At 70.1% G+C, this 22,275-nt stretch carries 17 protein-coding genes; 8 read left to right on the top strand and 9 right to left on the bottom strand.

Annotated features, from left to right (window positions below; translation table 11 throughout):
* Positions 1-893: 893 nt before the first annotated feature.
* Positions 894-1,793 (bottom strand): helix-turn-helix domain-containing protein, encoded by a 900-nt coding sequence (locus ACZ7OI_RS29105; protein ID WP_470267329.1) that lies wholly within the window; start codon positions 1,791-1,793, stop codon positions 894-896.
* A gap of 302 nt (positions 1,794-2,095) precedes the next feature.
* On the opposite strand from ACZ7OI_RS29105, the gene edd reads away from it, so the two are divergent.
* Positions 2,096-4,036: a phosphogluconate dehydratase gene (gene edd / locus ACZ7OI_RS29100; RefSeq protein WP_470267328.1), complete on the top strand. Its 1,941-nt coding sequence runs from the start codon at positions 2,096-2,098 to the stop codon at positions 4,034-4,036.
* The gene (gene eda / locus ACZ7OI_RS29095) at positions 4,033-4,656 is read left to right on the top strand and encodes a bifunctional 4-hydroxy-2-oxoglutarate aldolase/2-dehydro-3-deoxy-phosphogluconate aldolase (protein ID WP_470267327.1); all 624 of its coding nucleotides are present in this window, start codon (positions 4,033-4,035) and stop codon (positions 4,654-4,656) included. Before edd ends, eda begins: the two co-directional genes overlap by 4 nt.
* Positions 4,657-4,719: 63 nt before the next feature.
* On the opposite strand, the gene ACZ7OI_RS29090 is transcribed toward eda, so the two are convergent.
* From ACZ7OI_RS29090 to ACZ7OI_RS29075, 4 genes are all read right to left on the bottom strand, one after another.
* On the bottom strand, positions 4,720-5,238 hold the full coding sequence (locus ACZ7OI_RS29090; protein ID WP_470267326.1) for a regulatory protein RecX: 519 nt from the start codon (positions 5,236-5,238) through the stop codon (positions 4,720-4,722).
* A gap of 575 nt (positions 5,239-5,813) precedes the next feature.
* Complete coding sequence (gene recA, locus ACZ7OI_RS29085; RefSeq protein WP_470267325.1) at positions 5,814-6,857, bottom strand: recombinase RecA; 1,044 nt, start codon at positions 6,855-6,857, stop codon at positions 5,814-5,816.
* A 247-nt stretch (positions 6,858-7,104) separates the two neighbouring features.
* On the bottom strand, positions 7,105-7,299 hold the full coding sequence (locus ACZ7OI_RS29080) for a DUF3046 domain-containing protein (protein ID WP_470234165.1): 195 nt from the start codon (positions 7,297-7,299) through the stop codon (positions 7,105-7,107).
* Between the two features lie 34 nt (positions 7,300-7,333).
* On the bottom strand, positions 7,334-9,163 hold the full coding sequence (locus ACZ7OI_RS29075; RefSeq protein ID WP_470267324.1) for an Hsp70 family protein: 1,830 nt from the start codon (positions 9,161-9,163) through the stop codon (positions 7,334-7,336).
* A gap of 141 nt (positions 9,164-9,304) precedes the next feature.
* Here ACZ7OI_RS29075 and ACZ7OI_RS29070 point away from each other — a divergent pair, with 141 nt between their 5' ends.
* The 3 genes from ACZ7OI_RS29070 to def all read left to right on the top strand — a co-directional run bounded on the left by ACZ7OI_RS29070 (position 9,305) and on the right by def (position 16,197).
* Positions 9,305-10,522, top strand: a complete 1,218-nt coding sequence (locus ACZ7OI_RS29070) for a hypothetical protein (RefSeq protein WP_470267323.1) — start codon at positions 9,305-9,307, stop codon at positions 10,520-10,522.
* 78 nt (positions 10,523-10,600) lie between these two features.
* Positions 10,601-15,262, top strand: a complete 4,662-nt coding sequence (locus ACZ7OI_RS29065) for an ATP-dependent helicase (protein ID WP_470267322.1) — start codon at positions 10,601-10,603, stop codon at positions 15,260-15,262.
* A gap of 434 nt (positions 15,263-15,696) precedes the next feature.
* A complete protein-coding gene (gene def / locus ACZ7OI_RS29060) occupies positions 15,697-16,197 on the top strand; it encodes a peptide deformylase (protein ID WP_037809726.1) in 501 nt (166 codons plus the stop codon).
* Here def and ACZ7OI_RS29055 read toward each other — a convergent pair.
* Positions 16,130-16,918 carry a GNAT family N-acetyltransferase gene (locus tag ACZ7OI_RS29055; RefSeq protein ID WP_470267321.1) on the bottom strand — a complete coding sequence of 263 codons (789 nt, stop codon included), beginning with the start codon at positions 16,916-16,918 and terminating at the stop codon, positions 16,130-16,132. The two genes, def and ACZ7OI_RS29055, sit on opposite strands and share 68 nt — an antisense overlap.
* A gap of 510 nt (positions 16,919-17,428) precedes the next feature.
* On the opposite strand from ACZ7OI_RS29055, the gene ACZ7OI_RS29050 reads away from it, so the two are divergent.
* Complete coding sequence (locus tag ACZ7OI_RS29050) at positions 17,429-17,743, top strand: hypothetical protein (RefSeq protein ID WP_470267320.1); 315 nt, start codon at positions 17,429-17,431, stop codon at positions 17,741-17,743.
* Positions 17,744-18,090: 347 nt separating this feature from the next.
* On the opposite strand, the gene ACZ7OI_RS29045 is transcribed toward ACZ7OI_RS29050, so the two are convergent.
* The 3 genes from ACZ7OI_RS29045 to ACZ7OI_RS29035 all read right to left on the bottom strand — a co-directional run bounded on the left by ACZ7OI_RS29045 (position 18,091) and on the right by ACZ7OI_RS29035 (position 20,426).
* On the bottom strand, positions 18,091-18,783 hold the full coding sequence (locus ACZ7OI_RS29045) for a VOC family protein (protein WP_470267319.1): 693 nt from the start codon (positions 18,781-18,783) through the stop codon (positions 18,091-18,093).
* 181 nt (positions 18,784-18,964) lie between these two features.
* Positions 18,965-19,729 (bottom strand): maleylpyruvate isomerase family mycothiol-dependent enzyme, encoded by a 765-nt coding sequence (locus ACZ7OI_RS29040; protein ID WP_470267318.1) that lies wholly within the window; start codon positions 19,727-19,729, stop codon positions 18,965-18,967.
* A complete protein-coding gene (locus ACZ7OI_RS29035) occupies positions 19,719-20,426 on the bottom strand; it encodes an SAV_6107 family HEPN domain-containing protein (protein WP_470267317.1) in 708 nt (235 codons plus the stop codon). The genes ACZ7OI_RS29040 and ACZ7OI_RS29035 overlap by 11 nt, the downstream gene beginning before the upstream one ends.
* A 709-nt stretch (positions 20,427-21,135) precedes the next feature.
* Between ACZ7OI_RS29035 and ACZ7OI_RS29030 the strand changes: the two genes are divergently transcribed.
* Together ACZ7OI_RS29030 and ACZ7OI_RS29025 are read left to right on the top strand one after the other, a co-directional pair.
* Entirely contained in the window at positions 21,136-21,660 is a 525-nt protein-coding gene (locus ACZ7OI_RS29030) for a YbaK/EbsC family protein (protein WP_470267316.1), read from the top strand.
* Positions 21,657-22,238, top strand: coding sequence for a GNAT family N-acetyltransferase (locus tag ACZ7OI_RS29025; RefSeq protein ID WP_470267315.1), 582 nt, complete (start codon positions 21,657-21,659; stop codon positions 22,236-22,238). The genes ACZ7OI_RS29030 and ACZ7OI_RS29025 overlap by 4 nt, the downstream gene beginning before the upstream one ends.
* Positions 22,239-22,275 lie beyond the last annotated feature (37 nt).

Raw genomic sequence — 22,275 nt, 5'->3', positions numbered from 1 at the left:
CGGAGAGGCGCGAGAGGGGGGGCGTGGGGGAGGGGGGGAGGGGGAGGGGGGGCGAGGGGAGGGGATGTCGTTGTGTTGTTTCTGGTAGAACACCCCTCTCCCCCCCTTCCCCCCCCCCCGCGACCGGTCACCTCGCGTACGGCGAGACTCGCCGGTTGGCTGGGCGGGCCTCCGCTGGCGCTCCGGCCGGCCCGCCCGGCGAGCCCGCCGCAGACTCGCCCGGGGTGCGCACACCGCCACAGGCGGCGCAGAAGGCTCCCCAGAGGCACGACAGGGCAGCCACAGCCTCAGCTCAGCCGCCCACCTCCGGCGTCGGGCCGTCATCCTCGCGCTCGATGATCGAACGCCGCGCCACCGGCATCAAGGGCGCCTACGGCGTCGCTTCGCGATGAGCTTCGCCCACCCTTGACCCCGGCACCGCCGCACTCAAGCTGGCAAGGGCGAGAACGACGGATCAGACCGCCCGACTCCTCCCGCCGGCTGCCACTCTGCGTAGCCGGTCGCCAGGCACAGCTAAAGGCCGGTCCGCCACCATCCACAAAGGACGATGGCAGACCGGCCTTGGGCCGTCTGTGGGCCGTCAGAGGTCCAAACCGGACCAGACTCAACCAGACCCGACCGACCAGAAAAAATGCAGGTCAGAGAGCTACGCGGGCGGAGACCCGCAGGTCAGCGAGCCCGGTCCGGAGAAGTAGCACATTTACCAGAAGAAGGCATGCGGTACCGGTTGACCTGGGGACTTACGGCCAGATAGGGGCCGAAAGTGGGGTCCAGGACGTCACTGGGACGTCAGCCGCACAACTCGATGCCGACGACACCAGTTCGGCCGACCGGCGGAACACTCCTCCCAGCAAACAGAGAGTCACCCAAAGATCACCCCACGCGACAGCTCGCTAGTCGACCGGATCCTCGCCTGCCAAGAGCTTCGTCAGTCCGGCCTCGTTCGCCAGCCGCTGGGTTTTCACCTCCTCCGCGAACCCCGCTGCCGCGGCTGACAGCTGGCGCAGCGACTCTGCTCGAGACAGCGCGGACTCGGCCAGCCGCTCGATGGTTTCCGCGTACGGGGCGGCCTGCCGGCCGGCCAGGAAGACACCGGCGCGATGGTGCGGGCAGTACACGACTTCCGTCTCATCCCGCTGCCGGTACCAGCTGAATGCACCTTCCGTAACGGCTTGGCTCGGGACGAGCCGGATCTTCACCGTCTGCGAAATCTCCATGAGGTACCTCGCCTGCCGCAGCATTACCTCGGCATCGCCGAAGTGGTTCCGCAGCGCCTCGGTCCCGACGAACAGCCGCGCCTCGGTCGCCTCAGCGCCGAACAGAATTCTGTTGCGGCTCAACCGATTCTCCACGACCTGCTCCAGGGTTTCCTTGTCCCGCAGGCTTGGACCGAACGCCAGTCGCGCGTAGTCGGGGATCTGCAGCAAATCCGGGATCTGCAGCGGAGCCCACACCGTCACCGAATCCGCGTTCCGTTCGTGCCCGGACAAGATCGCGTAGTGCGCCGTATCCGCCTGCGATCCGCGCATGACCCAGCTCGAATCCGCCAGCTCACGCGCCAGTGCCATGATCCGCGCCTTCTTCTCGCCGACCACTCCGAGCGCGCCCAACACTCCTGCCACGTCCTCCTGCGTCGGAACCCGCTGGCCCAGCTCCCAGCTCGACAACAGGGCCGGGTCGACCCCGATCCACCGGCCCAGTTCGCGCAAGCCGAAGCTCGCCTCGATCCGGGCATTCCGCAATGCCGTGCCCAAAACACGCTCGTACGGAGCGGGCATCTCCGAATCTCGCATCCGACGTCACCTCCAGCCGCGGATAGTGCCTGTTTCACGTTGATGACGCCTATCAACCGTCATCAGCCGCAGACACGGTCTTCCTCGGACCGCATACCCCCAGCCTCCGGCAAGCCCGCCAGCAGCGGGTGCACCCCGCCCGTCTCGCCTAGCTCCGGCACCACCGCTCCCCCGGCGACCCCACAGGGGGCTTCTGAATCGATTTTGTTTCCGGAGGGTTCTCGGGTTACCGTGTGCACCGTCACGTTCCCGCGACGCCAGCGCCGCCGTCTCGCGAACCCGTCACGAGCCGGGAGCTTGAGATGAGCAGCAGCCCGAACCCGACCGCCGCGGTGCACCGCGTTCTCGCCGACGTCACCGACCGGATCGCCGAGCGCAGTGCGGACACGCGCGCGGCGTACCTCGCCCGCAGCGCGGCCGCTTTCGAGGAGGGGCCGGTCCGACGCGGCCTCGCTTGCAGCAACCTCGCGCACGGTTTCGCCGCGATGGACGGCGTCGACAAGCAGGCGCTGCGACAGTTGCGCGCGCCCGGCGTCGCGATCGTGTCCTCCTACAACGACATGCTCTCCGCGCACCAGCCGATGCAGGAATACCCGGCGTGGCTGAAGAAATCGGTCCGCGAAGCCGGGGGTGTCGCACAATTCGCGGGTGGAGTGCCCGCGATGTGCGACGGCATTACGCAAGGTCGGCCGGGCATGGAGTTGTCGCTGTTCAGCCGGGAAGTGATCGCGATGGCCACGGCGATCGCGTTGTCCCACGACATGTTCGACGCGGCTTTGCTGCTGGGTGTGTGCGACAAGATCGTCCCGGGGCTGTTGATCGGCGCGCTGTCGTTCGGGCATCTTCCCGCGGTCCTCGTGCCTGCTGGGCCGATGAATTCCGGCTTGCCCAACAAGGAAAAAGCCCAGGTGCGCCAGCTGTACGCGGAGGGGCTCGCGACGCGGGAAGACCTGCTCGACGCGGAGGCTGCGTCATATCACTCCGCTGGCACCTGCACGTTCTACGGCACCGCCAACTCGAACCAGATGGTGGTCGAGGTGATGGGCCTGCACCTGCCGGGCGCTAGCTTCGTGCCGCCGAACACTCCGTTGCGCCAGGCGCTTACCGAGGAGGCCGGGCGGCGGGTCGTCGAGCTGTCCCGAGGCGAGGCGTACACGCCGATTTCGCAGGTGCTGGACGAAAAAGCGTTCGTGAACGGCATCGTCGCGCTGCTGGCCACCGGCGGGTCGACGAACCACACGATGCACCTGGTGGCGATCGCCGCGGCGGCCGGGATTCAGCTGAGCTGGGACGACTTCTCGGACCTGTCCGCGGTCGTGCCGCTGCTCGCGCGGGTGTATCCGAACGGCAGCGCGGACATCAACCACTTCCACGCGGCCGGCGGCATCCAGTTCCTCGTCGGCACGCTGCTCGACGCGGGACTGCTGCACGAGGACGTGCACACCGTCGCGGGCCCTGGTCTGCGCCGGTACACGCGGGAGCCGATCTTGTCGGACGGCGAACTGGTGTGGCGGGACGTGCCGACGCGCAGCCTCGACGAAGAGGTGCTGCGTCCGGTCTGGCGGCCGTTCGCGCCGGACGGCGGGCTGCGGATGGTGGAGGGCAACTTGGGCCGGGCGGTCACGAAGGTGTCGGCGGTCGCCCCGGAGCACCGTGTGGTCGAGGCACCCGCGCGGGTGTTCACGTCGCAGGAGGCGTTCCGGGTGGCGTTCGAGGCTGGGGAACTGGACCGGGACGTGGTCGTGGTGCTGCGGCAGCAGGGTCCGCAGGCGAACGGCATGCCGGAACTGCATGGTCTGACACCGGCGTTGGGGGTGTTGATGGACCGCGGATTCCGGGTCGCGCTGCTCACTGACGGGCGGATGTCGGGTGCGTCGGGCAAGGTTCCGGCCGCGATCCAGGTGACGCCGGAGGCCGCGGTGGGCGGGCCGATCGCCCGGATCGCCGACGGCGACGTGGTCCGGTTCGACGCCCGGTCCGGGGCGCTCGACGTGCTGGTCGCGGACGACGAACTGGCGCAGCGGGACCTGGCGGACGCTCCGCCGTCGGAGGCCGCGTGGAGCGGGACCGGGCGGGAGCTGTTCGGGGCGCTGCGCCGTGCGGTCGGCCCGGCTGACCAGGGCGCGAGCGTGTTCGGAGCGCTCACGCCGGAGCTGGACCTCGCCCGGGGCGTTCCGCCATTCGGAAGCGGGACAATGGACGCGTCCCCCTACGCTCTCCAGACCCAGGAGGTCGGTCAGTGACCACCGGCACGGACCTGCTCGCCCTGTCCCCCGTGATGCCCGTCGTGGTGATCGACGACGTCGACGACGCGGTCCCGACGGCCCGCGCCCTGCACGCCGGCGGGATCGGAGTGATCGAACTGACGCTGCGCACGCCGGTCGCGCTGGCCGCGATCGAGCGGGTCGCCGCGGAGGTGCCCGACATCGTCGTGGGCGCCGGCACGGTGACGTCGCCGGAGCAGGCGAAACAGGCCGCCGACGCGGGCGCGAAGTTCCTGGTGACGCCGGGCTGCACGGACGCGGTGCTGGACGCCGCGTTCGCCACCGGGCTGCCGTTCCTGCCGGGCGCGAGCACGGTGTCGGAGGCGATGCGGCTGGCCGAACGCGGGTTGAGCGCGCTGAAGTTCTTCCCGGCGGAAGCCAGCGGGGGCACGGCGTTCTTGAAGTCGATCGCCGGGCCGCTGCCGCAGCTGCAGTTCTGCCCGACCGGCGGGATCACGCTCTCGTCGGCACCGTCGTATCTGGCGCTGCCGAACGTCGGCTGCATCGGCGGATCGTGGCTGACACCCGCGAAACTGTTGGCTGCCAAGGACTTCGCTGCCGTCAAGAAGCTGGCCGCCGAAGCCGCCGCGCTGCGCTGAGCCGTTCCGGAAACCCGTCGCCTTCGTGCTGGAGGCGGCGGGTTTCTTGATGGCGCGGGTCGATCAGTCGATCGTCGCGTCGTCCAGCAGGCTGGACTCCGCGCCGAACTCGCGAAGCTCGTCGCGGATCACCGTGTACGCCAGTCCTTGCGGATAGCCCTTGCGCGCGAGGAATCCGAGCAGCCGGCGGATCGCGGTTTGCTCGTCAACGTTCCCGAGCGACCTCAGCCGTTTGCGCACCAGCTCGCGAGCCCGCTGTTCCTCGGACTCCCGGTCGACTTCCTCCGCCGCTTGCGCCGCGATCTCGTCGTCGACGCCCTTGCGCCGCAACTCCGCGACCAGCGCTGTGCGCGACAGCCCTTGGTTGGCGTGCCGGTCGCGAACCCAGGCTTCGGCGAACTCGGCGTCGTTGACGAGGCCGGCCCGGTCCAGCTTGCCGAGCAGGGTTTCGCTGGTCTCGCTGTCGAAACCCTTGCGCTGCAACGTCTGCCGCAGCTCCTCGACCGCCCGCGGCCGGGCGGCGAGGAGATCGAAGCAGATCTCCTTGGCCTTCTTGGCCCGCTCCTCCGGAGGCAACTCCATCGGATCGACCTTCGGTGCCCTGGCCACGACTGCACTCCCGTTCCCGGCGCCGTCCTCGGACGACGGCACCGCCACACCGTTTTCCACCTGGTGCCGAACACCGCCGGTTCAGCACCGTCTCGTCTGCCGCCGGCCGAACCGCAGCCGACGAAACTCACACCTGGCCGGACGCGATCAGCCTCCGCGCCAGCGAATCCCGGCACCGGGAGCCCGCTGCCTAGGGCTGGCTGCGCGCGGCACGCTGACCGACCCCAGCCGCAATCCGCTCACGATCCGCTGAGCGAGCCAGGAGCATCAGCTCACAATCTGCCGACCCACCCAGCTGCATCCGCTCACCATCCGTCGACCGCCCGAGCAGCAACCGGCTCACCATCCGCCGACCGCACTCAGCCGTCCCACGCCCAGCTTGGGAATCCTCTCCCCGCCAGGCAGCAGGACACCGACGCCTCCGGAACACCGCCACGCCCGAAGATCCCGTCGCGGCGAAACCGCACCGGAACCCCGGTTTCAGCGGCGGACCGGCACCCGGCCCGAGCACCGGGGAGGGAACCCGCCGATCCCCTCCCCTCCCCGGATCAGAAGTCGACCGGCGCGGGCACTGCCTCGGCTTCGGCGTCGACCTGCGGACCGATGTTGAGCTTCTCCTTGATGCGCTTCTCTATCTCGTTGGCGATGTCCGGGTTGTCGCGCAGGAACTTCCGCGCGTTCTCCTTGCCCTGGCCGAGCTGGTCGCCCTCGTACGTGTACCAGGCACCCGACTTGCGCAGAATGCCCTGGTCGACGCCCATGTCGATGAGCGAGCCCTCACGGGAGACGCCCACGCCGTAGAGGATGTCGAACTCGGCCTGCTTGAAGGGCGGGGCCATCTTGTTCTTGACGACCTTGACGCGGGTGCGGTTGCCGACCGGCTCGCCGCCGTCCTTGAGCGTTTCGATGCGGCGGACGTCGAGCCGGACCGAGGCGTAGAACTTCAGCGCCTTGCCGCCGGTCGTGGTCTCCGGCGAGCCGAACATGACGCCGATCTTCTCGCGCAGCTGGTTGATGAAGATCGCGGTGGTGCCGGAGTTGTTCATCGCACCGGTCATCTTGCGCAGCGCCTGGCTCATCAGGCGGGCCTGGAGGCCGACGTGCGAGTCGCCCATCTCGCCCTCGATCTCGGCGCGCGGCACGAGCGCGGCCACGGAGTCGATGACCAGGATGTCGAGCGCGCCGGAGCGGATCAGCATGTCCGCGATCTCCAGCGCCTGCTCGCCGGTGTCCGGCTGGGACACGAGCAGCGCGTCGGTGTCCACGCCGAGCTTCTTGGCGTACTCCGGGTCCAGCGCGTGCTCCGCGTCGATGAACGCCGCGATGCCGCCGTTGCGCTGCGCGTTCGCCACCGCGTGCAGGGCGACCGTGGTCTTACCGGAGGACTCCGGGCCGTAGACCTCGATGACGCGGCCGCGGGGCAGGCCGCCGATGCCGAGCGCGACGTCGAGGGCGATCGCGCCGGTGGGGATCACGGAGACGGGCGGGCGGTTGTCCTCGCCGAGGCGCATCACCGAGCCCTTGCCGTACTGCTTGTCGATCTGCGCAAGGGCGAGTTCGAGCGCCTTGTCCTTGTCGGGTGCTGCTGGCATGGAAGTCCACCTCGCTGGTTGGGGCCTGTGTGTTCGGTTGTCCAGATCAAGCTTGTCCGGGGTCCAAGCTCTGTCCGGTCCGACGCTACGGGGAGGGACCGACAATTCCAGGCGCGGCGACTGATCTGTGGATCGCTGGCCCCGTTGTGCACAACACCATAGACGAACAGGTGTTCGAGGTTTACAGCGACACGCCCATCCGGCGAGGTTTTCGCCCGCCACCGCGTCTGGCGGCAGAACCCCCAGGTCAGCGCCGTTCCGGCGGCACCTCGAACTCGACGCAGACCGCTCGCCAGATCTCTTTCGCCGACGTCCCCGAGCTCAGCGCCTCTTCGACCGTGCGCCCGCCGAGCCCGCTGAACACGTGGTCCTTGGCGAGCATCTCGGCGCGTCCGGACCCGAACTCCTCGGCCATCAGCCGTCGGAACACCGTGATACGCATCGGGCGAATGCTAGCTTTCCCGCGCGGGCCGGGATCACTCCCCCGGCTGGACGTTCTGTTCGAAGTAGTCGGCCAGCGCGCCCGGCGTGGCCGCCTGTCCGCCGGAATTCACCTGATAGAGGAACCCGACGAGGGGCCGGTCCTTCACCGTGAACACGAGAACCGCCGACGACTGCCCGGCCGCCGCCGAGTAGTGGCCTTCGAGGGCGTTGCCCTTCCAGTCCGCTTCGGTGCGATCGCCGCCCGCGGAGGTCAGCAGTCCGTCGGTGTACTGCTTCAGCTCCGCTGCCGACTGCCCCTGCACGTACGTCACCTGAGTGCCCGCGCGTCCCGGCGCGGCACACGTCGCCGCGGCCCCGAGGCTCTTCGCCGGCGCAGCCGGACCGTTGCCCATGCCGGGAGCACAGCCGCCGTTGTCAGCGACCTTGCCAGCCAGCTGACGCATGCAGCCCGTCAATCCGGACGAGTCGGCTTGCCCCGGCGTACGGCACTCGTCAGCGGTGTACGTCTTCACTGACGAACCTTGTGTCGTGAGAAACACGGTCAACCCCGCAGCGAGCACAACCACCACAGCCGCCGCGATGCCGATCAACAGCTTGGTGCGGCTCTTCTTCTCCGGCGCAGCTGGCGTGTACGTCGGAAAGTTGGACGGTGCCGGCGAAGACTGGAACGGCGGCATCTGCTGTGGCTGCGTCGGCGAGTACGCCGGGTAGTTGCCTTGTGGCGCAGCAGGCGACGCGTACGGCACGCCTGACGCCACCTGGCCCTCGACGTTCTGCGTACGCATCGACAGTCCGTCTTTAGCGACATGCTGCGCACCCAGCGCGACAGCCGTCTCAGGCTGGTCAAGGCTCGTCGGGACGACGCCGAGCTTCTCCGCGATCATCGACCCGACCAGCGGCAACCGGCTCGACCCGCCGACGAGGTAGATGCCGACGAGACGATCCGAGGTCAGCCCAGCCGAACGCAGCGTCCGCGAAAGCAGCTCCACGCTGCGCAGCATCGCCGGACGCACCAAGCCTTCGAGCTCTCCGCGCGTAACGAGCACGTCCTTGAACGGCTCCGGCATCGGTACCTCTGTCTGCGGATGCCGAGACAGCGCTTCCTTCGCGGCCTTCACGTCTTCTTGCAGCGCGCGTCGCGTACGCCGGTCCGCAGTGGACTCGGGGCGAAGCAGCCGCTGCCAGCGCTGCGGGTCCGAGTGCGACACCTCACGTCCGACATGGACCATCAGCGCTTGGTCGACGTCGAGGCCGCCGAGGTCGGGCAGACCGTCCTCGGCGAGCACTGTGTAGCCGTTCTGGTTCGCGCCGACGACTGCGACGTCGAAGGTGCCCGCGCCGAGGTCGTAAACCGCGAGAGCCTTCCCTGGAGCCAGCGCGCGCTCAGGGAACGACGCGAAGTGCGCCGCGGCGGCGACGGGCTCCGGCACGAGGACTACGTTTCCGCGAATGCCAGCGAGCCGCGCCGCGCTCAGCAATACGTTGCGGCGCACCGGACCCCACTGCGCGGGGTGTGTGAGCCGGACCTCGTCCGGCTGTTCGCCGCCGAGCTGGCGCGTGGTCTCGTCGAGCACCCGGCGCAGGATCGCGGCCAGCGCTTCGTTGACCGGCACGACGTCTGTGCCGAGCAGCAGTGTCTGCTCGTCGATGCGCCGTTTAGGGTTGGGCTCGAACCGTGTCGGGTCAAGCCGCGCGCGGCGTTCGGCGTCCCGGCCGACCATGAGCGTGCCGTCTTCCCCGGCGAAGACCGCGGAGGGCATGTTGGCCGACCCGTCGACCTCTACGACGCGAGGCGGCCTGCCGTGCGCGGAAAGGACGGCAACGGTGTTGGACGTCCCGAGGTCCACCGACAGGATCCGCACAGTAATTTCCCCTCGACTCAAGCAGCGCTGGCGGAGATGCTGCCACGTGCCCGGTCACCGTGCGTGCGGACCCGCGAAACTCGCGGCGCACGCAACCCCGGGAAACAACGGAACGTCTCGTCTTCCGAGGACGGGGAGGCAATGACAGAGCTAGTGGACAAGACTCGCCGAGACCAGTTCGGACAGACAGCGGCGGGCGGTCCGGCGAACCGATTGCGGGTTGCGGCGGGCAAATGGGGCCGCTCCGGCTACGTGCACGCGGCGGTGCTGTACCTCGTGGCGCGGCTGGTCGGCCTCGGCGCGCTCGCCGCTATGGCCGCGCCGCGGGACTTGCCGCTCGGCGAACGGCTGCAGTCCTGGGACGGCTGGTGGTACCTGCAGATCGCGGAGCACAGCTACACCGGCGTGAGCAATCCGCTCGATGCCGCCGGCCTGCCGTATCCGGACGCGTCGTACGGGTACTTCCCGCTGTACCCGGCGTTGACCGGCTTGCTCGAGAAGCTGCCCGGGGTGTCGTACTTCGGCGCAGGCATCCTGCTGTCGACGCTCGCCGGAATCGCGGCGGCGACGGCGATGTACCGAATCGGCCGGCTCGTCCACAGCCGTCGAGCGGGGTTGCTGCTCGCGGTGTTGTGGGGCGCCGCGCCGATGGCGATCGCCGAGAGCATGGTGATGACCGAGGCGCTCTTCACCGCGTTCGCCGCGTGGGCGCTGGTCGGCGTGCTCGAACGCAAGTGGTACCTCTCCGCTGCCGCGACGCTGTTCGCCGGGCTCACCCGGTCCACCGCGTGCGTGCTGGTCGCTGTCGTGGTGATCGCCGCCGCTGTCGACGTGTGGCGGAACAGACAGCGGTGGAACGCGCTCGTGTGCGTCGTTGTCGCGCCGCTCGGCCTGCTCGGGTACTGGGCGTTCGTCGCGGTGCAGACCGGCAGTTTGACCGGCTGGCAGGACGTGGAGCTTCGCGGCTGGAACACGCGTTTCGACACCGGTGCCGAAGCCTGGAAGTGGATCACGCAGACGCTTTTCACCTCGGGTAATGCGTGGGAGACGCTCGTCGTGCTCGTGACGCTCACGGCGATCGCGCTCGCGGTCGTCACGGTCGTCGCGGTGACTGGCCGCCGGATGCCGTGGCCGTTGGCGGCGTACGCGGTGGGCGTCGTGGTGCTGGTCCTGTGCAGTGCCGGGCTGCCTGCCTTGAAGTCGAGGTTCCTGCTCCCGGACTTCGCGCTCCTGCTGCCCGTCGCGATGGGACTGGCCGGTCGCAAGAAGTCCACGATGATCTCCGCGACGACCGTGTTCGTGCTGGTCGGGGCCTGGTATTCGGCCTATTCGCTGACCGTGTGGAAGTACGCGATCTAAGCCGATCGGTCACCCACGCGAGGGGATCCGGCCCGGACCGCTCTGCCTGAGCCCCGGAAATTGTCGGTGGCGCCGCGCATGATGGATCCCGTGGCAAACGACGTCCTCGACCTCTTCACCCCGGCGACCAGCACCTGGTTCGCCGGAGCCTTCGCCGCCCCGACGGCCGCGCAGGAAGGGGCCTGGCGGGCCGCACACGCCGGGCAGCACGCCCTGGTCGTGGCGCCCACCGGGTCCGGCAAGACGCTGTCCGCGTTCCTGTGGGCACTGGACCGGCTGGCGGCGGAACCTCCGCCGGCGAATCCGCGCGAGCGGTGCCGGATCCTCTACGTCTCGCCGCTGAAAGCGCTGGCGGTCGACGTGCAGCGCAACCTGCGCGCGCCGCTGGCGGGCATCTCGCAGACCGCGCACCGGCTCGGCCTGCCCGCGCCGGAGATCGAGGTCGGCATGCGGACCGGCGACACCACGGCGGCGGAGCGCCGGTCGTTCGGGAAAACCCCGCCGGACGTGCTGGTCACCACGCCGGAGTCGCTGTTTCTCATCCTCACGTCCTCGGCGCGGGAATCGCTGAAGGGTGTCGAGACGGTGATCGTCGACGAGGTGCACGCCGTCGCCGGCGGAAAACGCGGCGCGCACCTGGCGTTGTCGCTGGAACGGCTCGACGCGCTGCTGTCCAAGCCGGCCCAGCGCATCGGGCTGTCGGCCACCGTGCGTCCGATCGACGAGGTGAGCGCGTTCCTCGCCGGCGGCCGCCCGGTCACCGTCGTGCAGCCGAAACTCGCGAAGACCATCGAGGTGCGGGTGGAGGTGCCCGTCGAGGACATGGCGAACCTCGACGGCCCGGCACCGTCGCCGATGGAGCGGCTCGACGACCTCACGTCGCTGTCGCAGTTGCCGTCGGAAGGCGGGATCGGCACTCAGGAGGAGGTGGCGGGCGCGGCGGTGAAGCGGCCGTCGATCTGGCCCGCGGTCGAGGAACGGGTGCTGGAGCTGATCCGCGCGCACCGTTCCACCATTGTGTTCGGCAACTCGCGGCGGCTCACCGAACGGCTCACCGCGCGGCTCAACGAACTCGCGTCCGAGCAGACCGGTCTGTCTCAGAGCGATACGTTCCCGGCCGAGGCGGTCGGGCAGTCCGGCGTCACGACGGGTGCGGAGCCGGTCATCGCGCGGGCGCACCACGGGTCGATGTCCCGCGAGCAGCGCACCCATGTCGAAGAGGAACTGAAGTCCGGGCGGCTGCCGTGCGTGGTGGCCACGTCGTCGCTCGAGCTCGGCATCGACATGGGCGCGGTGGATCTGGTCGTGCAGATCGAGGCTCCGCCCACCGTGGCGTCCGGGCTGCAGCGCGTCGGCCGGGCCGGGCACCAGGTCGGCGCGGTGTCGTCCGGCGTGATGTTCCCGAAGTTCCGCGGCGACCTGGTGTCGTGCGCGGTGGTCGCGGAGCGGATGGCGACCGGGGCGATCGAGGCGGTGCGGTACCCGCGCAACCCGCTCGACGTGCTGGCCCAGCACGTCGTGGCGATGGTGGCGCTCGAACCGTGGACGGTGCCGGAGCTGGCGGCGCTCGTCCGGCGGGCGGCGCCGTTCAGCTCGCTGCCGGACGACGCGCTGCACGCGGTGCTCGACATGCTCGCCGGCCGCTATCCGAGCGAGGAGTTCGGCGAACTGCGGGCGCGGATCACGTGGGACCGGGTAGGCGGCGAACTGCACGGGCGGCCGGGTTCGCAGCGGCTGGCCGTCACGTCCGGCGGCACCATCCCGGATCGCGGGCTGTTCACCGTGATGACGCCGGGCGACGAAGGCAAACCCGGCTCGCGCGTGGGCGAATTCGACGAGGAGATGGTCTACGAATCGCGGGTCGGCGACACGATCCTGCTCGGCACCTCGTCGTGGCGGATCACCGACATCACCCATGACCGCGTGATCGTCGTGCCCGCCCCCGGCCAGCCCGCCCGGATGCCGTTCTGGAAGGGCGACGCCGCGGGACGGCCGCTGGAACTGGGGCGGGCGCTCGGCGCGTTCGTCCGCGAACTGTCCACTTCGGACACCGCGGCGGCGAGGGACCGGGCCGCCGCGGCCGGGCTCGACCAGCGCGCCTGCGACAACCTGCTGGCGTATCTGGAAGAACAGAAGTCGGCGACCCGGCACGTGCCCAACGACCGGGTCATCCTGCTCGAACGCTACCGCGACGAGCTGGGCGACTGGCGGATCGTGCTGCACTCGCCGTTCGGCGCGCAGGTCAACGCTCCGTGGGCGCTCGCGATCGCCGCGCGGCTGCGGGAAAACCGCGGCGTCGACGCCCAGGTGGCGCACTCCGACGACGGCATCGTGCTGCGGCTGCCCGACGCACTCGACGCCGACGGCGGCGAAGTCACCATCGGAGCCGACGACGTCCTGCTGGACCCGGAGGAGGTCGAGCAGCTGATCGTGGCGGAGGTCGGCGGCTCGGCCGTCTTCGCGGCGCGGTTCCGGGAGTGCGCGGCACGCTCGCTGCTTCTGCCGCGGCGCGATCCGCGGCGGCGCACCCCGTTGTGGCAGCAGCGGCAACGGGCGTCGCAGCTGTTGTCGGTGGCGGCGAAGTACGAGCGGTTCCCGGTCGTGCTGGAGGCCATGCGCGAGGTCCTGCAGGACGTCTACGACGTCGGCGGTCTGCGGGAGCTGATGTCGGACGTCCGGGCGCGCAAGGTGCGGCTGGTCGAGGTGGAGACGCCGGCCGCGTCGCCGTTCGCGCGGAGCCTGCTGTTCGGCTACGTCGGGATGTTCCTGTACGAGACAGACGCCCCGCTGGCCGAGCGGCGGGCCGCGGCGCTGTCGCTGGATTCCGCGCTGCTGGCCGAATTGCTGGGCACGGAGGCGATTCGGGAGCTGCTCGATCCCGAGGCCGTGGCCGAGGTCGAACGGTCGTTGCAGCGGCTCGATCCGGAGCGGCACGCCCGGTCGGCGGAGGACGCGGCGGACCTGCTGCGGTTCCTCGGCGATCTGTCCGTCGCGGAAGCCGCGGAACGAGGGATCCAGCCGGAATGGCTGGCAGAACTCGCCTCGGCACGGCGTGCGATCCAGGTGCGCATCGGCGGCGAGGAGCGGTATCTGGCCATCGAGGACGCCGGACGGGTGCGGGACGCGCTGGGCGTCGCGCTTCCGGTCGGCGTGCCCGAGGCGTTCACCGAGCCGGTAGCGGATCCAGTGGGCGATCTGCTCGGCCGCTACGCGCGAACCCACGGTCCGTTCTCCGCGACAGCTGCGGCAGACCGGTTCGGGCTGGGCACGGCCGTCGTCACCGGCGTGCTCGACCGGCTCACCGGTGAAGGCAGGCTCGTCCGCGGCGAACTGAGTCCGGTCGGACATCCGGAAACCCATGGCGTGGGCGTCGAATACTGCGATTCGGCCGTACTGCGCCGGTTGCGGCGTGCGTCGCTCGCCCGGCTGCGGGCAGAGGTCGAGCCCGTGGAACCGGCCGCGCTGGGCCGGTTCTTGCCCGCGTGGCACGGAATCGGCGCGCGGCTGAGGTCCGCGCCGACGGCCGACGATGTGCTGTCGGTGGTCGAACAACTGGCAGGTGCGCCCTTGCCGGCGAGCGCGGTGGAGTCGCTGATCCTGCCCAGCCGGTTGCCGGGCTACTCCCCCGCGCTGCTCGACGAACTCACCACCGCGGGCGAGGTCACCTGGGCAGGCTGCGGCGCGCTCTCCGGCGGGGACGGCTGGCTGGCTCTGGCTCCCTCCGACGTCGCGGATCTGCTGCTGCCCGAGGTCGAGGAGAATCCGCCGTCCGGCCCGCTGCACGAAGCGATCGTGACGGCGCTGGAAGGCGGAGCGCTGTTCTTCCGGCAGCTCGTCGACCGGGTCACCCCCGGTCTGGAGCAACCGCCGGACGACGGTGCCGTGCTAGCCGCGCTGTGGGATCTGGTGTGGGCCGGGCTGGTCACCGGCGACACACTCGCGCCGCTGCGTGCACAGGTCGCGGGCCATGGCGCACACAAACCGCGGCGGCAAGCACCACGCGGCCGGTACGCCCGCATGCGCGCCGGGCGTCCGGCGATGCCCTCACGCTCCGGGCCACCGACCGCGGCCGGCCGATGGGCGCTGACCCCGCTCCGCGAAGCCGAGCCGACGCGTCGCGCGCATGCCCGCACCGAGGCGTTCCTGGAACGGCACGGCGTCCTCACCCGGGGCGCGCTCGACACCGAACGGGTCACCGGCGGTTTTTCCGGGATCTACAAGGTGTTGCGCGGCATGGAAGACACCGGACAGGTCATTCGCGGCTATGTCGTCGAAGGTCTCGGTGCCGCACAGTTCGCGGCGAAGGGCGCAGTCGACCGGCTGCGCGCCCTCTCCAGCACCGCACCCGCCGCCGCGGGCCGCAACGACAACGCTCGTGCCGTAGTTCTCGCCGCTGCGGATCCAGCACAGCCGTACGGCGCGGCGCTGTCCTGGCCCGCCGCAACCGGTGACACGAAACACCGGCCGGCGCGCAAGGCCGGAGCGCTGGCGGTGCTGGTCGACGGAATCCCCGCCCTGTACGTCGAACGCGGCGGCCGGTCGTTGCTGAGCTTCACCGAGGAACGCGGTTCACTGCAAGCCGCCGCGGCTGCCTTGTCGACGGCTGTCCGGGAGGGCTGGCTGGGTCAGTTGGCCGTCCAGCGCGCGGACGGCGAGCACGCGCTGACGTCTGAGCTGGCCGAGATCCTGCAGGAAGCCGGCTTCCGTGCGACGCCGAAGGGACTTCGTTTGAGAGCTTGACACTGCCCGGGTCGTTGCTCGGCCAAGCCATGAACGCGAGCGCGTCCGGCCCATGGTGCCGCCGACTGGAGCCTTCGTCTCGCGGCCACGCCACGAAACGCGAGCACGTCCCGCCCAACGCTCCGCCGACCGGTGCCTCCGTCCCGCGGCCACGCCACGAAACGCGAGCACGTCCCGCCCAACGCTCCGCCGACCGGTGCCTCCGTCCCGCGGCCACGCCACGAAGCGCAAGCACGTCCCGCCCAACGCTCCGCCGACCGGTGCCTCCGTCCCGCGGCCACGCCACGAAGCGCAAGCACGTCCCGCCTATCACTCCGCCGACCGGCCAGCCCCGTAGCGCGGCAAGCGGGCGTGCTCGGCGGACCCGCGTCGGGGAAGCAGGTGGTGTCACTAGACTTCTCGTGGCCCCTCGGTGGACAAAAGGACGTTCGATCATGGCGATGCGCGAGTTGCGCTACTTCGGTGACCCGGTGCTCAAGTCCGTGTGCGACCCGGTGACCACGTTCGACAGCAAGATCGAGGCGCTGGTGAAGGACCTCCTCGACAGCGTGCAGCCGGAGGGCCGGGCGGGGCTCGCGGCACCGCAGATCGGGGTCGGGCTGCGGGTGTTCAGCTACGACGTCGGCGGGCTGACCGGGTACGTCATCAACCCGGAGATCGCCCACCTCTCCGAGGAGACCCACGAAATCGGCGAGGGCTGCCTGTCCGTGCCGGAACTGTGGTTCCCGACAGTCCGCGCGAAGCACGCCGTCGTGCGCGGCGTCGACCTGCGCAACGAGCCGATCGAGGTCGAGGGCGTCGACGTGCTGGCCCAATGCCTCCAGCACGAAACCGACCACCTCGACGGAAAGCTCTACCTCGACCGGCTCACTCCCGACCGGAAGAAGCAGGCGCTGCGCGAGGCGCGGGGCAAAGACTGGTTCTGGAACCGCTGACCGTCTGCGGCGTCCGAGACATCCGGTCGGCGGAGAGCCGCAGCACCGTGCTGTCGTCCGGACTGGTTTCGACGTGCAGTCCGGCGCGAGCAGCAGTCCGGACCATCGCGTCGTTGCCCGGAAGACAGACCGCGGTCAGCTCCGTGGTTCCGCCCGCCCCGGCGAGGGCGACCAGCCGAGCGAGCAGCGCCGTGCCGATTCCCTGTCGCTGCCAAGCATCCTCGACGAGCAGCGACACCTCAGCCGTGCCGTCGCGCTGAGGGATCAGCTGTCCGAACCCGATCACGTCCCGACCGCACACCGCGAGCAAACTGGTTCCGCGCGGCGGCATGAGCAAGCGGTGCAGCCATTTTCGGGGAACCGTGCGCAGCCCGGTGTGATAGCGGTTGAACAACGTCTTCGCCGAACAGCGAAGATGTACCGCGCCGATCGCGTCGATGTCGCGCGGAGTGCCGATCCGCAGAACGACTGCGGCCCCGTCCGGACGGTCGAGCACCACCGGCGCGGCCAGATTCTGCTCTGCCGCAGCGAGTAATTCCAGGAACGCCGCAGCCTGAGCAAGTTCGGATTCGGCGAACGCCACCCACCGCCGCCGCGCGACGAATGCTGGGCCGTCGCCGAAGGGAAAGACCGCCCGGTGCCCGCCCTCCGTGCGTCCGGGGTTGGCCTCGCTTGCCGGGACGAGCGTGACGAGGTCGGCGGACAGGACCAACCGCAGCATCGGAGCACGGCAGCCGGGATCAGCAATCGCCCGCCGAGCGGCGCTGAGCGCCGTTGCGGTCGAATCGCGAAGTCCGCAGACGCTGGTTTCGACAACTGCCTCTCGCGCGGCGTGAGCGGGTGTTGCTGGGGCGCGCAGTTCCCCAGTCCCGATGCACAACTCCCCCGCGACGGGGAGTGCAGTTGCGGTGCGGCGTTCCGCGGTACCGCCTCCAGCCTCCTGAGCAGAGGCGAATCCGTTCGCCGCTGTGGCAGACGAATCCCGGATTGCGGCATCGTCGTAGGACTTCCTCAGCGCGAGGGGTTGAGTTGCGGACGGCTCCCGGACGCCGGTCCCGGAGGCGGCCTCTCGATCGGCAGCGCGAGCATTTGCTCCAGGGCGGCGCAATTCTCGGACGACGGAATCAGAGGGCGGGTTATCCGCAACGGGGAACAGATTTGCCGCCGAGCCTTCGCGGGCATCGGCTTCAGGGCCGGTCTTCTGGTCAGCCGCCGACGGTGCTGACGAAGCATGGTGGTCGTACGCAGGGATCTCAGCGCGCATTTCCCGGTCGGTGCGGAACGCAGTTGCATCCGGAACACCGTGGTCCCCGGCGTGAGGCCCAGCGGCTGTCGTCTGGTCAGTGGTTGGTGTGCCCGTGATCGGGGTGAGGAGTTCTCGGGCGGCGGCCTCGGCGATCGATTCCTCGGGCGCGGCGGCTGGAGCGCGGAGTTCGGGGATGGCGGTTTCGGTCATCCCCAGGCAATCGCCGCCTTCGTCGCGGAGGGCGTCTATCAGGAGGTGCTGGGGAAGGCCGGTTGCGGGGCGCAGCACGAACTCGTCTAGCACGCCGCCGGGTATGGGGTGTCTGGTGAGGCCGACGACGCGGCATTCGAGGTCGGCTAGCCGGATGGCGAAGCGGGCCAGCGTTCCGGGGTGGTCGTCGGAACGTACGCGTACTCGCCAGGCTCGGGCAGGTGGGCGGTTTTCTTTGGGGTTGCTGGGGCCTGACTCGGAGCGAGTGAGGTGTGCTGGCTCGTTGGGAAGGGCGTTCGCGAGGAGGCTGCGGGGCGTCGAAGGCATATCCATGGGACTTACCGTTCCTGACGCACGTAACCGGGGGCGTCCCGTGGTGTTTCGGGTGTGTCAGAGGGTGCCTGGGAGTGCGTGATCTGCGGGAAACGTGGCGCGGATCAGCGTGGGGCGAGCAGGCGGAATTCGTTGTCTTCCGGGTCTGTGAAGTCGGTTTGACCGACTAGGTGGGCGCCGGCGGCTTGGAGGCGGCGGGTTTCGGCGGCGGGGTCGTCGTGGAGGGCCGGAGCCAGGTCCAGGTGGAGGCGGTTCCTGCTGTGCTTCGGGGTTTTCACGCGGAGGAATTCGAGCGTGGGGCCACGGCCGGCGGGGTTGCTCAGGGTGGTGATGGCGGGCTCTTCGGCGGTGATGGGCCAGGCTGTGAGCGGGGACCAGAAGCGGGCCAGGCGCGCGGGGTCCTCCGCGTCGAGGACGATCGCCGCTATGGCACCGGAATTGGCGTATTCCTGGCGGGGTTCGAGTACGCAGAACTCGTTGTCTTCGGGGTCTGCCAAGACGATCCACGGGACGTTGTGCTGGCCGATGTCGATGGGGCGTGCGCCCAGGGAAACGGCTCGGGCGACTGTTTCGCGTTGGTGCCGGGCGGAGGTGCTGGACAGGTCTAGGTGGAGCCGGTTTTTGGTGGTCTTCGGGCGGGATGCGGGAGCGAAGACCAGGTTGAGATCGCAGCCGTCGTCGAGTGGAGGGCGGACGGTGGCCTCGTCCAGGGATTCGGTGGTGTGCCAGCCCAGGAGGTCGGACCAGAATCGCGCCAGGCGTGCGGGTTCTTCTGCGGCGATGGCCAGGTTGACCAAACGTGGTGCCATGCCGCCACGGTAACGGCGAGGGCCGACAAAAACGGCGGATCGCCGGCTGGCTGGATCGGGTGAAAGAACTGTGCCGGCAAGCGCGGGGGTATCGCGCTTGCCGGCACAGCCGGATCGCCAGGCGGCCAGTGAGAAACCGGGAAGCTTCCCCGCTTTCGGTTCTCAGCGGTCACCTGGTGGCTAGTCGCAGCAGGGCCCAGGCTTGAGCGGACAGCTCGTGGTCGCCGTCGGTGTGGACCATGGTCACCGGGACTCTTCCCCAGAGCCAGAGGTACACGTTCTCGGGAGTGCCGGTGACTACCGCGTCCGCGGCGTCGGCTTCCCGGGGAGAACAGCGCCAGGCTTCTGTTTCGCCGGGGCCCGCTCTCGCGATCCAGCTGTGGCCTCCGGTGTGGAAACCGACTGTGCCGTTTCGGGTTCCCGAGATCCCCATGGTGGTGAGCTTGTGTCCGAAGTAGAGGGTGAGGGCCTCGTCGACGCCGTCGGCGGCCAGGTCGTCCGGGACTGTCGAGTCGTCGATACCCGCCGCGTTTTCCGCGTCCACCCGGTGCACGAGGGTTTCGTGGAGCATGCGGCGACGCCAGAAACCGTGGGTCGGGTCGGCGGACCACCAGGTGGCGGCTCGGGAGACCGGGTCGTGATTGGCCAGTTCCACCTCGAGTTCGGTGCGGGCGGCGGAGTAGAAATCGACCACCGGCTGACCGGGCAGGGGCTCGCGCCACGATTCGGGGCGGCGGCCTTCGCGGATCCAGCCGAGCACCTGCCAGTACACGACGCCGACGTGCTTGAGCAGCTCGTTCAACGTCCAGCCCGGGGCGGTGGGCACCGGCGAATCGGGCGACGTCGAGTGCGCCACCTCCCCCAGCAGCTGCGCCTCCGCGGAGAACGCCTCGAGCAACCGGCCGTGGTCGACCGTGCCGAGTTCACGCGACATGAGCTTCCCCGGACATCGGCAGGCCGTGCACGACCCGGCGGACCAATTCGAGGAACTGGGCGGTCGCCTGCAGCAGACCCGCGGCCAGTTCGGCGGTGACGCGGCCGGTGATGCCGGCTTCGGCGGCGGCCCGGGTTTCGGAGTGGTCGGCGAAGAACGCCGACCATTCGCGCAGTTCGGGGGCGACGGCGTCGAGCAGCACCCACCCGCTGGCGGGCCGGCCCCGTCCCCGGCGCGGACGGCCTCGGACGGCGAGCACCGCACCTGCGCCGCGGAGGGCGGCGAGGTAGGCGCCGATGAAGCGTTCGGCCGGGTCTCGTTCGTTTTCCGCGTGGTCGAGTCCGCGATTGGCCTGGGCGAGGAGGGTGACCGCCTCGGGAGGGGCAGGCGGGCGCAGGGACAGCGGGAGTTGCGGCTGGCCCTGGGTGCCGGAGCGACGGGGGGACGGTTCGGCGGAGGGCCGGACGGCGGCTCGGGTGCGGTGGACGACCTGCCTCGGGGGTGGAGAACTGGGCAGGGCGGGTTCGGGGACGTGGTGGACGGTGGGCCTGGGGGTTGGGGAACCGGCCGGGGTGCGCTCGGGCGTGGGAGCGGGACTGGTCGCTGCGGCGGAGCGGTTCTCCTGCGGCTTGGAGGCCGGGGAACCGGGCGCGGTGCGCTCGGGCGCAGGAGCGGGATCGGTCGCTACGGCGGACACTGCGGTTGAGCGGCTCTCCAACGGCTTGGAAGCTGGGGAACCGGCAGCGGCGCGCTCGGGTGCGGGACTGGTCGCTGCGGCGGACGGTCCGGCGGAGCTTCTCTCCAGCAGCCTGGAAGCCGAGAAACCCGCCGCGGCGCGCTCAAGCTGGGACACAGGGCCGACCGTTGCAGCAGACACTGCGTCAGAGCCGCTCTCCGACGCAGGCCACAGATCGAGGCCAGGCTCCGCCACAGCACGCCGAGCAGAGTCAGTCACCGAGGCGGACGACGGAACCGAATGAGACGACGGAACCGAACCAGACGCAACCTCGGAAGCCGACGGCCGAACAGCGCCGCCCTCAGGAGCCATCCGTCCCGCAGCAGCTGAGACGGAACCGTCCTCAGCACTCCCCGCCTGCGCCACCGCAGCACCGAACGTCAGCTGTTCGCCAACCGCGCCAGGTCGGTCTGGGCGGCCCTCTGAGGCGCGGTCCGCGGGGGACACGACCGAGACGGACATGGCGACCCTCCTCCTGCTCGGGCGGGCCCGGCCGGGGGCCCGAGGTGCTTCCCCCACCCCGGGACCGGCCGGTGCGCTCCCACCGGGTATCGAACGTCTGTTCGATCTGTTTCCAGAGTAGCCGCGCCGGCGAATCCGCTCAACCCCGCCGGTGGAATCCGGGCACGTGGTGCGGGACACGGCTGCGCTGGCGTGGTCTCATAACCGGGTGAGCACCCACGACCATCCCGCTGTCGCCAAGGTCACCGCCGCACTGGGCGAGGCCGGACAGCATGCCGCCGCTGACGGAGTGCGGGTGCTGCCCGCCGAGGTGCGCACTGCCGCGCAGGCCGCGGAGGCGCTCGGCGTGCCGGTCGGCGCTATCGCCAACAGTCTCGTTTTCCGGGCCCGCACTGCCGGCGGGGCCGAGGTCGCGTTGCTTGCCCTTACCTCGGGAGCGCATCGGGCGAAGGAAGCCCGGCTGGCGGAGCTCGCCGGGGTCGCCGACGTCGGCAAGGCGGACGCGGCGTTCGTCCGGGAGCACACCGGGCAGCCGATCGGGGGCGTCGCTCCGGTCGGGCATCCGGAGAAGCTCGTGACGCTCGTGGACACGGCGTTGCGCGAGCATCCCGAGGTGTGGGCCGCGGCGGGGCATCCGAAGTCGATCTTCCCGACCACCTTCGACGCGCTCGTCACGCTCACCGGGGGCACCCCCGGCGATCTGGCGGGCGAAGGGGAGGATGGTCGACTGTGACCGCCATGCCCTCCTCCGGATGCTCCCGATACGTGCAGCTCTCCGCCGACGAGTTCCGCGCCCGGCTGCCGGAAGCGCTGGCGATCTACGTGAACGCGATGCGCTACCCCGAGGGCACGGCCGAGCAGCGCGCGCCGATGTGGCTCACGCACGCGTTGCGCGAGGGCTGGCGCTGCATGGCCGCCCTCGACGACAACGGCGTGCTGCTCGGCATCGCCTACGGCTATAAGGGCCGCGCCGGGCAGTGGTGGCACGAGCAGGTCCGGCACGGCCTCACCCGCCGCGCCGGGACGGAAGAAGCCGAGCGCTGGCTGACGGACTACTTCGAGCTCACCGAGATCCACGTGCGCCCGGAGAACCAGGGCAAGCAGATCGGCGAGGACCTGCTGCGCCGGCTGCTCGACGGCGTACCCAGCGCGAACGTCCTGCTCTCCACGCCGGAGGGGACGAGCCGGGCGTGGAAGCTGTACCGGCGCATGGGGTTCGTCGACGTTCTGCGCGATTACCAGTTCACCGGCGACCCGCGTCCGTTCGCGATTCTGGGGCGGTCGCTGCCGCTCGACGCGCAGGCGAACTAGCTGAACCGCCACGCGCCCGGGTGTCAGGCCGGGCGCG

The organism is Amycolatopsis sp. NPDC114503, from assembly GCF_055633655.1.
This window is presented reverse-complemented; position numbering and strand designations above follow the sequence as displayed.

What these genes read in the sequence shown, in the direction of transcription:
- ACZ7OI_RS29105 (WP_470267329.1), bottom strand. Translation starts at nt 1,793, where the DNA reads ATGCGAGATTCGGAGATGCCCGCTCCGTACGAGCGTGTTTTGGGCACG.
- edd (WP_470267328.1), top strand. Translation starts at nt 2,096, where the DNA reads ATGAGCAGCAGCCCGAACCCGACCGCCGCGGTGCACCGCGTTCTCGCC.
- ACZ7OI_RS29090 (WP_470267326.1), bottom strand. Translation starts at nt 5,238, where the DNA reads ATGGAGTTGCCTCCGGAGGAGCGGGCCAAGAAGGCCAAGGAGATCTGC.
- recA (WP_470267325.1), bottom strand. Translation starts at nt 6,857, where the DNA reads ATGCCAGCAGCACCCGACAAGGACAAGGCGCTCGAACTCGCCCTTGCG.
- ACZ7OI_RS29080 (WP_470234165.1), bottom strand. Translation starts at nt 7,299, where the DNA reads ATGCGTATCACGGTGTTCCGACGGCTGATGGCCGAGGAGTTCGGGTCC.
- ACZ7OI_RS29070 (WP_470267323.1), top strand. Translation starts at nt 9,305, where the DNA reads ATGACAGAGCTAGTGGACAAGACTCGCCGAGACCAGTTCGGACAGACA.
- ACZ7OI_RS29065 (WP_470267322.1), top strand. Translation starts at nt 10,601, where the DNA reads ATGATGGATCCCGTGGCAAACGACGTCCTCGACCTCTTCACCCCGGCG.
- def (WP_037809726.1), top strand. Translation starts at nt 15,697, where the DNA reads ATGGCGATGCGCGAGTTGCGCTACTTCGGTGACCCGGTGCTCAAGTCC.
- ACZ7OI_RS29055 (WP_470267321.1), bottom strand. Translation starts at nt 16,918, where the DNA reads ATGCTGCGGTTGGTCCTGTCCGCCGACCTCGTCACGCTCGTCCCGGCA.
- ACZ7OI_RS29050 (WP_470267320.1), top strand. Translation starts at nt 17,429, where the DNA reads ATGGTGGTCGTACGCAGGGATCTCAGCGCGCATTTCCCGGTCGGTGCG.
- ACZ7OI_RS29040 (WP_470267318.1), bottom strand. Translation starts at nt 19,729, where the DNA reads ATGTCGCGTGAACTCGGCACGGTCGACCACGGCCGGTTGCTCGAGGCG.